We start from the raw sequence: 14,349 nt of genomic DNA on the forward strand, positions 1-14,349 counted from the left end.
CGCGATGTTTCGTGAGCTGTATCGCTGCTTCTGCCGTCATCCGGGTGCCACCGCAGGGCACGGCTGGTCTATAGTTCGCGGCTTGTACGCACTCCCAATCGAGAGCCCGCCATGCCGAAGAAAGGACTACTTCTGGCCCTGGTGCTGAGCCTGCTCAGCGCCTGTGATTCTTCCACCCCCGATCAGCCGGCGAGCAAGTCGCCCGCCAGCGTCGCCGAGCAGGCCGCCGGCCCGGCTGTCGACACCGCCACCCTGGCCAAGCGCTACGCCGGTCGCGAGATGCAGGTGATCGACGTATCCGAAGTGCAGCTCGACGGCGCCAGCGCCCTGTCGGTGACCTTCTCCGTCCCCCTGGACCCGGATCAGGCGTTCGCCGAGCGGCTGCACCTGGTGGACAGCCGCGACGGCAAGGTGGACGGCGCCTGGGAGCTCTCCGACAACCTGATGGAGCTGCGCCTGCGCCATCTGGAGCCCAAGCGCAAGCTGGTGCTGACCATCGACCCCGGCCTGCGTGCGGTGAATGACGCGCGGCTGGCCGACGAGCATGTCACCCGCCTGGAAACCCGCGACCTCCAGCCCACCGTCGGCTTCGCCAGCCGTGGCTCGCTGCTGCCCACGCGGCTGGCCGAAGGCCTGCCGGTGATCGCGCTGAACGTGGACAGGGTGGATGTGGACTTCTTCCGCGTGAAGGCCGAATCCCTGCCGGGCTTCCTTGCCCGCTGGGGTAGGCGCGGCACCCTGGACGTCTGGGAGTCCCGCGAGCTGCTGAAAATGGCCGACCTGGTCTACACCGGCCGCTTCGACCTCAAGCCCGCGCGCAATACCCGCGAGACCCTGCTGCTGCCCATCGCCAACCTCGAACCGATGAAACAGCCGGGCGTCTACCTCGCCGTGATGAAAGAGGCCGGCAGCTACACCTATTCCAACCCGGCGACCCTCTTCACCCTGAGCGACATCGGTCTTTCCGCCCACCGCTACAGCAATCGCCTGGACGTCTTCACCCAGGCCCTGGAAGGCGGCGCCGCGCAGGCCGATATCGCCCTGGAACTGCTGGATGGCGAAGGCCGCGTGCTGGCCGAAGGCAAGACCGACGGCAAGGGCCACGCCGAACTGCCGCTGGCGCCCAAGGCCGAGGTGCTGCTCGCTCGCAAGGGCGGGCAGACCAGCCTGCTGCGCCTGTCCGCGCCGGCCCTGGATCTGGCCGAGTTCGACATCGCCGGTCCTGCCAGCCATGCCCTGCAGTTCTTCGTCTTCGGCCCGCGTGACCTCTACCGTCCCGGCGAGACCGTGCTGCTCAACGCCCTGCTGCGCGACGCCGACGGCCGCGCGGTGGCCGGCCAGCCGGTGACCGTGGAAGTGCGCCGCCCAGACGAACAGGTCAGCCGCCGCTTCGTCTGGGAAGCCGGGGAGGGCGGTTTCTACCAGTACCAGCTGCCGCTCGCCGCCGAGGCGCCCACCGGCCGCTGGCAACTGCTCTTCGACCTGGGCGACGGCAAGCCGCAGCTTTACGAATTCCTCGTGGAAGATTTCCTGCCCGAACGCATGGCCCTGGAGCTCAAGGGCAGCGATCAGCCCTATGCCCCAGGCGACAACGCGCGCTTCCAGGTCAGCGGCCGTTACCTCTACGGCGCGCCGGCCTCCGGCAACCGCCTGACCGGCCAGCTCTACGTGCGCCCGCTGCGCGAAGCGGTGAAGGCGCTGCCCGGCTACCAGTTCGGCTCGGTGACCGAGGACGAGTTGAAACAGGACATCGAACTGGACGAGACCCAGCTGGATGCCGACGGCAAGGCCGAGCTGAACATCGAAACCCGCTGGGCCGAAGCCAAGTCGCCCGTGCAACTGATCCTCCAGGCCAGCCTGCAGGAGTCCGGCGGCCGTCCGATCACCCGCCGCCTGGTGCAGCCGGTCTGGCCGGCCGAGCGCCTGCCGGGTGTGCGCGCGCTGTTCGAGGGTGAAGAAACCGATGCCGACGGCATCGCCGAGTTCGAACTGCTGGTGGCCGACCCCGACGGCAACAAACTGGCCGCCGACGGCCTCAAGGTGCGCCTGGTGCGCGAGCGCCGCGACTACTACTGGAACTTCTCCGAGAGCGACGGCTGGACCTACCACTACAACGAGAAGTATCTGAACCTCTCTGAAGAGCAGGTGCAGGTGGCCGCCGGCGGCACCGCCAAGGTGAGCTTCCCGGTGGAGTGGGGCCCCTACCGCGTGGAAGTGGAAGACCCGCAGACCGGCATCACCAGCAGCCTGCGCTTCTGGGCTGGCTACCGCTGGCAGGACAACGCCGAAGGCGGCGCGGTACGCCCCGACCAGGTCAAGCTGGCGCTGGACAAGCCGGGCTATGCCGCCGGCGATACCGCGAAAGTCACCGTCACCCCGCCCAGCGCTGGCAGCGGCTACCTGCTGGTGGAGTCCGCCGACGGCCCGCTCTGGTGGCAACCCATCGAGGTGCCGGCCGAAGGCAAGCGCTTCGATATCCCGGTGGCCAGAGAATGGGCGCGCCATGACCTTTACGTCAGCGCCCTGGTGATCCGCCCCGGCGAGCGCAAGGCCAGCGTCACGCCCAAGCGCGCCGTGGGCCTGCTGCACCTGCCGCTCGATCGTGCACCGCGCAAGCTGGCGGTTTCCCTCAGTGCACCGGAAAAGATGCGCCCCAGGCAGCCACTGAAGGTCCTGGTGCAGGCGAAGAATGCCGATGGCAGCGTGCCGAAGTCGGTGAACGTGCTGGTGGCCGCGGTGGACGTGGGCATCCTCAATATCACCCGCTACGCCACGCCCGACCCCTTCGCCAGCCTGTTCGGCCGCAAGGGCTACGGCGCCGACCAGCTCGACGTCTATGGACAGCTGATCGAAGCCGGCCAGGGTCGCCTCGCGACCATGTCCTTCGGTGGCGACGCCGCGCTGGCCGGTGGCGGCAAGCGTCCGCAGACCAGCGTCACCATCGTCGCCCTGCAGAGCGCGCCGGTGGCCCTGGACGAGCAGGGGCAGGGCGAGGTCAGCCTCGACATCCCCGACTTCAATGGTGAGCTGCGCCTGATGGCCCAGGCCTGGACCGACGAACGCTACGGCATGGCCGAGGCGAAGACCGTAGTGGCCGCGCCCCTGGTGGCGGAACTGGCCGCGCCGCGCTTCCTCGCCGGTGGCGACCAGACCACCCTGGCGCTGGACCTGACCAATCTGTCCGGCAAGTCCCAGCGCCTGGACGTGCAACTGGAAAGCAGCGGCCAACTGGACCTCGCCCAGGGCGCCGCTGGCCAGGCTGCGCCCATCCAGCTCAAGGATGGCCAGCGCACCACCCTGCGCATTCCGGTGCGCGCGGTGGGCGGCTATGGCCAGGGCCGCATCAAGGTGACGGTCAACGGCCTGGAACTGCCGGGCGAGAACCTGCCGCCGTTCAGCCGCGAATGGACCCTGGGTGTGCGTCCGGCCTATCCGGCCCAGCTCAGGCAGTTCCGCGCGGTGCTCAAGGGCGATACCTGGAGCCTGCCGGCCGGCACCCTGGACGCCTTCGAGGCGGATGGCCGCGAGGCCCTGCTGCAGCTGTCCAGCCGTCCGCCGTTGAACCTCGGCGAACAGATCCGCGCCCTCAAGGCTTACCCCTATGGCTGCGCCGAGCAGACCACCAGCGGCCTCTACCCATCCCTCTATGCCGACGCCGCGTCGCTCAAGCGCCTGGGCCTGGAAGGCGAGCCGGACGACGCACGGCGCAAATCCATCGACCTCGGCATCGAACGCCTGCTGGGCATGCAGCGCTACAACGGCAGCTTCGGCCTGTGGAGCGCCGACAGCGAAGAGGAATACTGGTTGACCGCCTATGTCACCGACTTCCTCCTGCGCGCCCGCGACCAGGGCTTCGCCGTGCCGCCGGAGGCCCTGAAGAAGGCCAGCGAGCGCCTGCTGCGTTACCTGCAGGAGCGCAGCCTGATCGAAGTCAGCTACAGCCAGAACGCCGACCACACCCGCTTCGCCGTGCAGGCCTACGCCGGCTACGTCCTGGCCCGTAGCCAGCAGGCGCCGCTGGGCGCGCTGCGCAGCCTGTGGGAACGCCGTGCCGATGCCCGCTCGGGCCTGCCGCTGGTGCAGCTGGCGGTGGCCTTCAAACTGATGGGCGATGCACCACGTGCGGAGCAGGCTCTGGAACTGGGCCTGCGCATCCAGCGCGCCAGCCACGACTGGCTGGCCGACTACGGCAGCCCGCTGCGCGACCAGGCGCGGATCCTCGCCCTGCTGGAAGAGAACGACCTGGCGGCCGGCACCCGCGAGCAGCGCCTGTTCGATCTCTCCGATCTGGTGGCCGGCGAGCGCTGGCTCTCCACCCAGGAGCGCAACGCTCTGTACCTGGCGGGCCGTGGCCTGATGGGCAAGCCCGAACCGAACTGGAGCGCGCAACTCAACGCGGGCGGCCAGACGCGCGAACTGAACAACCAGCAACCCGGCCTGAAACTCGACGGCGCCCTCTTGAGCGAGCCGCTGAGCGTCACCTCCGCCGGCAGCGAGCCGCTCTACCAGCAGCTGACCTTCTCCGGTTATCCACTGACGGCCCCGCGCGCTGGCGGCGAGAACCTCGCCATCTACCGCGAGTTCCTCGGCGTGAATGGCCAGCGCCTCGACCTCGACAGTCTGGAAAGCGGCGAACTGGTGCTGGTGCACCTGGCCGTCGAAGCGAAGGAGCGTGTGCCCGACGCCCTGGTGGTGGACCTGCTGCCGGCCGGCCTGGAACTGGAAAACCAGAACCTCGCCCAGAGCGCCGCCAGCCTGGACGACGCCAGCAGCGTGGTGAAGGAGTGGCAGAAGTCCATGCAGAACGCCGCCATCAAGCACCAGGAATTCCGCGACGACCGCTACGTGGCGGCCCTGGATGTCAGCGAGTACGGCACCACGCACCTGCTCTACCTGGCCCGCGCCGTCACCCCCGGCAAATACCGCGTGCCGCCGCCCACCGTGGAATCCATGTACCGGCCGAACTGGCAGGCACTGGGCGACGCGCCGGAGCACCTGGTGGTGAGAGGGAAATAACGGCGCAGGAGCAGCGGGATATGCACGCTGCTTCTGCGAGGGATTGAAGTTTTGCCCGGTGTTACTTGGCCGGGCAGGTCCCGTTGGCGTAGTACTCGTTCACGTCAGCGGTAATGGCCGGCTCGTTGTACGGGCCACCCTTGGGACCGTACTTGGAATCCTTGGCATGGTTCTCGGCGATCTTCGAAATCACGCAACCGCGCTTCTTGCCACTGGCGCTTTTATAGTCCGGAGTGCCGTTGATGTAAGCGTTGGCGACCGCCGGTGGCGCTGGGAACTCCACGGCCAACATCAGGAATTCGACCACGGTGCTGGTACTCCCATCGTCATTGCCATGGGTTGCTGTGACGACCAGGTTGTAGCTGCCGGGCTTGGGTACGCTCCACTGGAAGTTGTAGGGCGCGGGGCATAGCACCGGATCATTGCTGATGGGGTTTTCCTGCGTGGTATGGATAGTGGTCGGTTCGGAGTCATCCGCATGCTGTGCATCCACACTCAGGGACTTGATCGCGTTGGTCAGGCATTTTTCTTGCCCGTTGACCAGTGAAATGCTGAGGCCCACGTTCACCAGGGCAGGGAAGCCGGCCACATACTGGGTGCCATTGGGCTCAACTATCTGGATGGAGGGTTCAAAGGCATGACTGGAGGTCGCCAGCAGAGCGGCCAGCAGTGCTACCGGGAACTGCGAAATGCTCGAAATTGCTTTCTTCATGTCATTTCTCTCTGGTGATGGGCGCAAAGATGCACTGCCCGTGTGCTGGGTTGCCTGATTCAGATCTAGGGTTGATTTGCGCTTGGCTGACCCGCGGAAAGTGACCGTGGTGATGTCAGTTTGATTCTATGTACGAGCCCGTCGCCGGTTAGTAAAGGTGCCGGGCAAGGTTGCGGAACCTAAGGTATGAATAAGCCGACGATCGGCATAAGTTATTGAAATTAATGACTTTATTTTGGCGTCTGTGTTTTGGCGTCCGAGCTTGGAAGCGGTAGGCCTCTGAATGCGAGAGTTCGTGCCGGAGTGCCAGCTCAAGCAAGGGGGCGCCATGAGATTGAACATTCCAGAACCCGCCAACCCGGAGCCCATCCTTGGCAGCCGTCCGTTTTGCTATGAAACACCTCCGCCCCTGGCTTGCCATCCCGCTACTGCTGCTGGCGCTGCTCTGGGGCGCCGATCGCCTGTTCCCCTTGCCCCTGCCGGGCGACGACCTGGCGCGGGTGGTGCTGGCCGAGGACGGCACGCCGCTGTGGCGTTTCGCCGATGCCGACGGCGTGTGGCGCTATCCGGTCAGTCAGGACGAGGTGTCGCCCTTTTACCTTGAGGCGCTGCTGACCTACGAGGACCGCTGGTTCTACCAGCACCCTGGGGTGAATCCCCTGGCCCTGGCCCGAGCGGCCTGGCTCAACCTCACGGGGGGGCGCGTGCTCTCCGGGGGCAGCACCCTGTCGATGCAGGTGGCGCGGCTGCTCGATCCGCACCCGCGCACCTTCTCCGGCAAGTTGCGCCAGCTCTGGCGCACCGCGCAACTGGAGTGGCACCTGTCCAAGGACGAGATCCTCGGTCTCTACCTCAATCGCGCACCCTTTGGCGGCACCCTGCAGGGCGTGGCCGCCGCCAGCTGGGCCTACCTCGGCAAGCCTCCCGCGCAACTGACCCGTGCCGAGGCCGCGCTGTTGGCCGTATTGCCCCAAGCGCCCAGCCGGCTACGCCCTGACCGCCACCCCGAACGTGCCCAGGCCGCGCGGGACAAGGTGCTGCGGCGTCTGGCGCAGTTCGGCGTCTGGCCCGAAGGCGCGGTGAAGGAGGCCATGGAAGAGCCGGTGCTCCTGGCGCCGCGTCAGGAACCCAGCCTGGCGCCGCTGCTGGCGCGGCGGCTTAACGTTCGCAACAGCCCGCCGCTGATCCGCACCACCCTCGACGCGGCCCTGCAGCGCCGCCTGGAAGACCTGCTGCTGGGCTGGCGCGCACGCCTGCCGGAGCGCACCTCGGCGGCCATCCTGGTGGTGGAGCACCAGAACATGGCCGTGCGCGCTTACCTGGGCTCGGTCGACATCGCCGACGAACGCCGCTTCGGCCATGTGGACATGATCGGCTCGCTGCGTTCGCCCGGCTCCACCCTCAAACCGTTTCTCTACGGCATGGCCCTGGATGCCGGGCTGATCCACTCCGAATCCCTTTTGCAGGACGTGCCCCGCCGCTACGGTGACTATCGCCCCGGCAACTTCGCCGCCGGCTTCATCGGCCCGGTGTCCGCCAGCGAGGCGCTGGGCATGTCCCTCAACCTGCCGGCGGTGCAGTTGCTGGAAGCCTACGGGCCGAAGCGTTTCGCCGGCGAGCTGCGCAATGTCGGTGTGCCGCTGGTGCTGCCGGCGGCCAGCGAACCGAACCTGGCACTGATCCTCGGTGGCGCCGGCAGCAAGCTGGAGGAACTGGTCAGCGGCTACAGCGCCTTCGCCCGGCAGGGCCGCGTCGCCCGTCTGCGCCTGCAGCCCGAGGATGCGTTGCGGGAACGCCGCCTGCTGTCGCCCGGCGCCGCCTGGATCATCCGGCGCATCCTGGCCGGCCAGGCGCGCCCGGACCGCGACCCGCGCGCCCACCTGAGCCAGCGCCCGGTGCTGGCCTGGAAGACCGGTACCAGCTACGGCTTCCGCGATGCCTGGGCCATCGGCGTCGGGCCGCGTCATCTGATCGGCATCTGGATCGGCCGGCCCGACGGCACGCCGGTACCCGGTCAGTTCGGCCTGGCCTCGGCCGCTCCCCTGCTGTTGCAGGTGCACGACCTGCTGGTGAACCGCGACGCCCAGCGCGGCATCGCCCAGCCGCCGGACCCGCAACCGCCGGAAGTCGGCGTGGCTGCGATCTGCTGGCCTCTTGGCCAGCCCATGGCCAAGGGCGACCCCAACTGCCGCCGCCAGCGTTTCGCCTGGACCCTCGAAGGCACCACGCCGCCCACCCTGCTGGCCGCCGACCAGCCCCTCGGGCTCGGCTTGCGCCAGCCGCTGTGGGTGAATGCCGAAGGCCGCCAGGTGGCCGCCGGCTGCAACGGCGCCCAGGCACGCGAGCTGGTGCTCTGGCCGGCGCCCCTGGAACCCTGGCTGCCGCGTCGCGAGCGGCGTGCCGCGCGTCTGCCACAGGTGGACCCGGTCTGCCCGCCGCACCTGCCGCCGGCGGCGGCGCCGCTGTCCATCGTCGGTGTGCGCGAAGGCGACCAGCTGCGCCGCCCGTCCGGCAGCGCCGAACCCCTGCGCCTCAAGCTCTCTGCCCTCGGCGGCAGCGGTCGGCGCTGGTGGTTCCTCGATGGTGCACCGCTCACCGCCACGTCGCCGGAGGAGGGCTTCAATCAGGAATTCCGGCGCAGCGGCCGGCACCAGCTGAGCGTGCTGGACGAAACCGGGCAGACCGCTCGTCTGGAGTTCACCGTCACGGACTGACCGCGCGTTCAAGTTTTTGCCATGGGCCGCCGATAGCTGTTGTTGGCAATGAGCAGGAAAATTGTCGATTGACTTGTATACAATCCTTCGCCCCCTTCGTCCTGCCTCCAACAAGAACTCCAAGGAGACACCGCCATGCGCCTCTGGCAACGCAGCATTCAGTGGCAGCTTATCTTCAGCATGGGCGCGGCCCTGCTCGCCGGCATCCTTATCGTCATCGGCATCTACTCGGTGCTGATGAATCGCCTGACCGAACGCTTCCTGCTGGATGAAGCCCTGCCTGCTCGCGTAGAGGCCATCGGCAACGCCCTGGAGCGCACCCTGGCCGCACCCATCACCGCCAACGCCAGCATCGCCGAGAACGCCCTGGTGCAGGACTGGCTCGCCGAAGGCGAGGACCCCGCCCGCGCCGAGGCATTCGCCCGCTACCTCGAAGGCGTGCGCGCCCAGCAGAACGCCACGACCACCTCCATCGCCGTGCTGGACAGCGGCCACTACCACACGGGCGAGGGCCTGGCGCGGACCATTTCCCGCAGCCAGCCGGAGAACCAGTGGTTCTATCGGCTGGTGGACAGCGACCGCAACCGGGTGCTGGAAATCGACATCGACAAGGGCACCCGCCTGCCCACCCTGTTCATCAACCAGCGCATCAGCCGCAACGGCAAGACCCTTGGAGTCTCCGGCCTGGGCTACAGCCTGCAATCCATGTCCGAGATGATCCGCGACTTCCGCTTCGGCGAGCGCGGCCGGGTGTTCCTGATGGACAGCAAGGGCAACATCAAGGTCCACCCCGACGCCTCCCTGAACGGCAGCGCGCGCCTGGACGACGTCTTCGGCGCCGAATCCGCCGCCCTGCTGCTGGCTTCCGGCGGCAAGGCCATCCACTTCAGCCGCGATGGCGAGGATTACCTCGCCCTGGCCCGTCCGCTGGAAAGCCTCGGCTGGCAGCTGGTGAGCGAAGTGCCGGAAGCGGAAATCTACGCCGAGGCGCGCAAGGCCATGGTCACCAGCAGCTTCGCCGGTTTCGGCGTGCTCGCCCTGTGCCTGCTGCTGGTGGTGCTACTGGCTCGCGGGCTGGTGCGGCCGATCCGCCAGGTCACTGCGGCACTGGTGGAAATCGGCGGCGGTGGCGGCGACCTCACCCGCCGCCTGGACGAAGGCCGCGCGGACGAGCTGGGCGACCTCGCCCGTGGTTTCAACCGCTTCCTGGAAAGCCAGCGCAGCCTGATCGGCGAAGTGCTGGACACCAGCCAGCGCCTGCACAAGGTGGTCGGCCAGGTGGCCCAGGTGGTGGACAACACCGCGGCCCGCGCCGGCCAGCAGCAGGAAATGACCGACATGGTCGCCACCGCCGTGCACGAGATGGGCCTTACGGTGCAGGAAATCGCTCGCAACGCCGGCGCTGCCGCCCATGCCTCGCAGAATGCCCGCGACGAATCCCTGCAAGCGCGCCAGGTGGTGGGCGAGTCGGTGGGGCATATCGAGAAGATGTCCAACGAGATCGGCATCGCCGCCTCGGCGGTGAGCGAACTGGCCAGCCAGGTGGCGTCCATCGACCAGGTGCTGGCGGTGATCCGCGGCATCTCCGAACAGACTAACCTGCTGGCGCTGAACGCAGCCATCGAAGCCGCCCGCGCCGGCGAAATGGGCCGGGGCTTCGCCGTGGTCGCCGATGAGGTGCGCACCCTGGCCAGCCGCACCCAGTCGTCCACCGACGAGATCCAGCAGATGATCCAGCGCCTCAAGCACGGCGCCGAAGCCGCGGTGCAGTCCATGCACGCCGGTCAGGCCGCCACCGGCACGGGCGTCGAGGCCAGCCAGCGCACCGGCACCTCCCTTGGCGCCATCACCGATCAGGTGGAACGCATCAGCGACATGAACCACCAGGTGGCCGCGGCGACCGAAGAACAGTCGTCGGTGACCGAGGAAATCAACCGCAACGTCCAGGGCATCGCCGACCTGGCCCACGCCACCGCCAGCGAAGTGCGCGGCTGCCGTGAGGAATGCCAGACCCTGAGCCGCCTGGCCGGCGACCTGGCGCAGCAGATGGGCAGGTTCAGGTTGTAAGCAGGAGAAGGGCAGCCCATCGGGCTGCCCGCGATTTACGGGGTGCGCCATGCGCACCGCTTACCGAGTCATCTCTACTGCGAGGCATCGGTGCGCGCGGCGCACCCTACAGGGGGGGCGCGCCAGCAAGCTCAGCCCCGGCGAATGAGCCAGACGCCGCCGATGATCAGCGCCAGGCCAGCCAGTTTGCCGATGCTGATGGGCGCCTCGCGGTAACCCGCCCAGCCGAAGTGGTCCAGCATCAGCGCCATGCTCAGTTGCCCGGCCAGCACCAGGGTCATGAACAGCAGCGCGCCAATGCGCGGACTGACGAAGGCGGCGGTGGCGATGAACACCGCTCCCAGCAGGCCGCCGCTCCATTGCCACCAGCTCACCCCCTTGAGCGCCTCGAAGGTCGGCAGTTCGCGCTGAATCAGCACCACCGCGAGCAGGGCGAGGGTGCCCACCAGGAAAGACACCAGGGCAGCGCTCATGACGCTGGAAACCTGTTTGGCCAGTTGGCCGTTGATGCCCGCCTGCAGGGGCAGGAAGGCGCCGGCGACGAAGGGCAGGGCGAGCAGCCACCAGGCCTTGGGCATGGCGAACTCCGGAAATTGAAGGGCGCATAGTATGCCCGAGCGCGTTTCTTCTGCTCCAGGCGCCGCGGACGCTGCGGGAAGGTCGAACGAGGCCTCTGGCATTAACCCCGAACCTGACTACCCTTGGATTGGATAGATCCGGCGATTTGCCGGGCATCGCCTGCCTGATGAGGGAGAACCACGATGGACATGAACCGTCGACAGTTCTTCAAGGTCTGTGCCGTGGGCCTTGGAGGATCCAGTCTGGCGGCTCTGGGGGTAGCGCCCCCGGAAGCCTTTGCCGACCAGGTACGCCACTTCAAACTGGCGCGCACCATCGAGACGCGCAATACCTGCCCCTACTGCTCCGTCGGCTGTGGCCTGATCATGTACAGCCAGGGCGACGCCGCGAAGAACGTCGCACAGAACATCATCCACATCGAAGGCGACGCCGATCACCCGGTGAACCGCGGCACCCTGTGCCCGAAGGGCGCCGGCCTGCTCGACTTCATCCACAGCCCCAACCGCCTGAAGTACCCCGAGGTGCGCGAGCCGGGCTCCAGTGAGTGGAAGCGCATCGAGTGGGATGAAGCCCTCGACCGCATCGCCAAGCTGATGAAGGCTGACCGCGACGCCAACTTCGTCGAGAAGAACGACAAGGGCCAGACAGTGAACCGCTGGCTGACCACGGGCTTTCTCGCGGCGTCCGCATCGAGCAACGAGGCCGGCTACATCACCCACAAGGTGGTGCGTTCCCTTGGCATGCTGGGGTTCGATAACCAGGCGCGTGTCTGACATGGCCCGACGGTGGCAGGTCTTGCCCCGACGTTTGGCCGTGGAGCCATGACGAACCACTGGACCGACATCAAGAATGCCGATCTGGTGCTGATCATGGGCGGCAACGCCGCCGAAGCCCACCCCTGCGGATTCAAGTGGGTCACCGAAGCCAAGGCGCACAACAACGCCCGGCTGATCGTGGTCGATCCGCGCTTCACCCGTTCGGCCGCCGTGGCCGACTACTACGCGCCGATCCGCACCGGGACCGATATCGCCTTCCTTGGCGGCCTGATCAACTACCTGATCAGCCACGACAAGATCCAGCACGAGTACGTGCGCAACTACACCGACGCGCCCTTCATCGTGGACGAAGGCTTCACCTTCGAGGACGGCCTGTTCAGCGGCTACGACGAGGCCAGGCGCGCCTATCCGGACAAGTCCTCCTGGAGCTACGCCAAGGGCGAGGATGGCTACGTTCGCGTCGACATGACCCTGCAGGACCCGCGCTGCGTGTTCCAACTGATGAAGCAGCACTACAGCCGCTACACGCCGGACATGGTCAGCAGCATCTGCGGTACGCCGAAGGAACTGCTGGAGCAGGTCTGGGGGCTCATCGCCGAGACCTCGGACCCGCGCAAGACCATGACCGTCATGTACGCCCTGGGCTGGACCCAGCACTCGGTGGGCTCGCAGATGATCCGCACCGGCGCCATGGCGCAGCTGCTGCTGGGCAACATCGGCATGCCCGGCGGCGGCATGAACGCCCTGCGCGGCCACTCCAACATCCAGGGCCTGACCGACCTCGGCCTGCTTTCCAACCTGCTGCCGGGCTACCTGACCCTGCCGGGGGATGCCGAGCAGGACTACGCGGCCTACATCGACAAGCGGGCGAGCAAGCCGATGCGGCCGGGGCAGATGTCCTACTGGCAGAACTACGGCAAGTTCCACGTCAGCCTGATGAAGTCCTGGTTCGGCAAGTCGGCTACCGTCGAGAACAACTGGTGCTACGACTGGCTGCCCAAGCTCGACATTCCCGGCTACGACGTGCTGAAGGTCTTCGACCTGATGCACCAGGGCAAGGTGAACGGCTACTTCTGCCAGGGCTTCAACCCCATCGGCTCCTTCCCCAACAAGGCCAAGGTCACCGAGAGCCTGGCGAAGCTGAAGTACCTGGTGATCATGGACCCGCTGGCCACCGAGACCTCCGAGTTCTGGCGCAACGCCGGCGAGTTCAACGACGTCGACACCGCCAGCATCCAGACTACGGTGTTCCGCCTGCCCACCACCTGCTTCGCCGAAGAGGACGGCTCGCTGGTCAACAGCGGACGGGTGCTGCAATGGCACTGGAAGGGCGCCGAACCGCCCGGCCAGGCCCGCACCGATATCGCCATCATGGGCGGGCTGTACCATCGTCTGCGCACGGCCTACGCGAAGGACGGCGGGGCCTTCCCCGACCCGATCCTCGGGCTGGACTGGAACTATCAGCGCCCGGACGAACCCGGCCCCGACGAGCTGGCCCGCGAGTTCAACGGCAAGGCCCTGGCCGACCTCAGCGACCCGGCCAGCGGCGCGGTGCTGCTTAAGGCCGGCGAACAGCTGCCGGGCTTTGCCATGCTGCGGGATGACGGCAGCACCGCCAGCGGCTGCTGGATCTTCTGCGGCAGCTGGACCGCCGCCGGCAACCAGATGGCCCGCCGCGACAACGCCGACCCCTACGGCATGGGCCAGACCCTCGGCTGGGCGTGGTCCTGGCCGGCCAACCGGCGCATCCTCTACAACCGTGCCTCGGCAGACCCGTCCGGCAAGCCGTGGAACCCGGAGAAGAAGCGCCTGGTGTGGTGGAACGGCAAGAACTGGACCGGCACCGACGTGCCCGACTTCAAGGTCGACGCCGCGCCGGAAACAGGCATGAGCCCGTTCATCATGAACCCCGAGGGCGTGGCGCGGTTCTTCGCCCTCGACAAGATGGCCGAAGGCCCCTTCCCCGAGCACTACGAACCCTTCGAAACCCCCATCGGGCGCAACCTCCTGCACCCGGAAAACGCCAAGGTCACCAGCAACCCGGCGGCGCGGGTGTTCAAGGCCGACTGGGACGCCTTCGGCAAGGCGGCGGACTTCCCCATCGCGGCGACCACCTACCGCCTCACCGAGCACTTCCACTTCTGGACCAAGCACTGCCGGCTGAACGCTATCACCCAGCCCGAGCAGTTCGTCGAGATCAGCGAAGCCCTGGCCAAGGAACTGGGCATCGCCGCCGGCGACCGGGTCAAGGTGTCGTCCAACCGCGGCTTCATCAAGGCGGTGGCGGTGGTGACCAAGCGCCTCAAGCCGCTGACCGTGGACGGCAGGACCGTGCACCAGGTCGGCATCCCGCTGCACTGGGGATTCTCCGGCCTGGCGCGCAACGGCTACATCACCAACACGCTCACTCCCTTCGTCGGCGACGGCAATACGCAGACACCGGAGTTCAAGTCGTTCCTGGTCAAAGTGGAAAAGGCATGAGGAG

The 14,349-nt window shown here is 67.3% G+C and carries 6 protein-coding genes; 4 read left to right on the forward strand and 2 right to left on the reverse strand.

The features are described 5' to 3' along the window. The first annotated feature begins 111 nt into the window (after window positions 1-111). A complete protein-coding gene (locus ACFW0B_RS06510; RefSeq protein ID WP_449147123.1) occupies window positions 112-5,016 on the forward strand; it encodes an alpha-2-macroglobulin family protein in 4,905 nt (1,634 codons plus the stop codon). A gap of 61 nt (window positions 5,017-5,077) precedes the next feature. On the opposite strand, the gene ACFW0B_RS06515 is transcribed toward ACFW0B_RS06510, so the two are convergent. Continuing rightward, the gene (locus tag ACFW0B_RS06515) at window positions 5,078-5,728 is read right to left on the reverse strand and encodes a hypothetical protein (protein WP_449147124.1); all 651 of its coding nucleotides are present in this window, start codon (window positions 5,726-5,728) and stop codon (window positions 5,078-5,080) included. 392 nt (window positions 5,729-6,120) lie between these two features. Here ACFW0B_RS06515 and pbpC point away from each other — a divergent pair, with 392 nt between their 5' ends. Further along, on the forward strand, window positions 6,121-8,442 hold the full coding sequence (pbpC, locus tag ACFW0B_RS06520; RefSeq protein ID WP_449147125.1) for a peptidoglycan glycosyltransferase PbpC: 2,322 nt from the start codon (window positions 6,121-6,123) through the stop codon (window positions 8,440-8,442). Between the two features lie 135 nt (window positions 8,443-8,577). After that, window positions 8,578-10,509, forward strand: a complete 1,932-nt coding sequence (locus ACFW0B_RS25970; RefSeq protein WP_459251689.1) for a methyl-accepting chemotaxis protein — start codon at window positions 8,578-8,580, stop codon at window positions 10,507-10,509. Window positions 10,510-10,640: 131 nt separating this feature from the next. On the opposite strand, the gene ACFW0B_RS06535 is transcribed toward ACFW0B_RS25970, so the two are convergent. Continuing rightward, window positions 10,641-11,087 carry a DMT family transporter gene (locus ACFW0B_RS06535; protein ID WP_449147126.1) on the reverse strand — a complete coding sequence of 149 codons (447 nt, stop codon included), beginning with the start codon at window positions 11,085-11,087 and terminating at the stop codon, window positions 10,641-10,643. 183 nt (window positions 11,088-11,270) lie between these two features. Between ACFW0B_RS06535 and fdnG the strand changes: the two genes are divergently transcribed. Beyond that, complete coding sequence (fdnG, locus tag ACFW0B_RS06540; protein ID WP_449147127.1) at window positions 11,271-14,345, forward strand: formate dehydrogenase-N subunit alpha; 3,075 nt, start codon at window positions 11,271-11,273, stop codon at window positions 14,343-14,345. Window positions 14,346-14,349 lie beyond the last annotated feature (4 nt).

It is taken from the genome of Metapseudomonas phytobenefica (genome assembly GCF_043392685.1).
GTDB lineage: Bacteria > Pseudomonadota > Gammaproteobacteria > Pseudomonadales > Pseudomonadaceae > Metapseudomonas.

Coding starts and splice junctions, on each gene's coding strand:
- ACFW0B_RS06510 (WP_449147123.1), top strand. CDS start 112: ATGCCGAAGAAAGGACTACTTCTGGCCCTGGTGCTGAGCCTGCTCAGC.
- ACFW0B_RS06515 (WP_449147124.1), bottom strand. CDS start 5,728: ATGAAGAAAGCAATTTCGAGCATTTCGCAGTTCCCGGTAGCACTGCTG.
- pbpC (WP_449147125.1), top strand. CDS start 6,121: ATGAAACACCTCCGCCCCTGGCTTGCCATCCCGCTACTGCTGCTGGCG.
- ACFW0B_RS25970 (WP_459251689.1), top strand. CDS start 8,578: ATGCGCCTCTGGCAACGCAGCATTCAGTGGCAGCTTATCTTCAGCATG.
- ACFW0B_RS06535 (WP_449147126.1), bottom strand. CDS start 11,087: ATGCCCAAGGCCTGGTGGCTGCTCGCCCTGCCCTTCGTCGCCGGCGCC.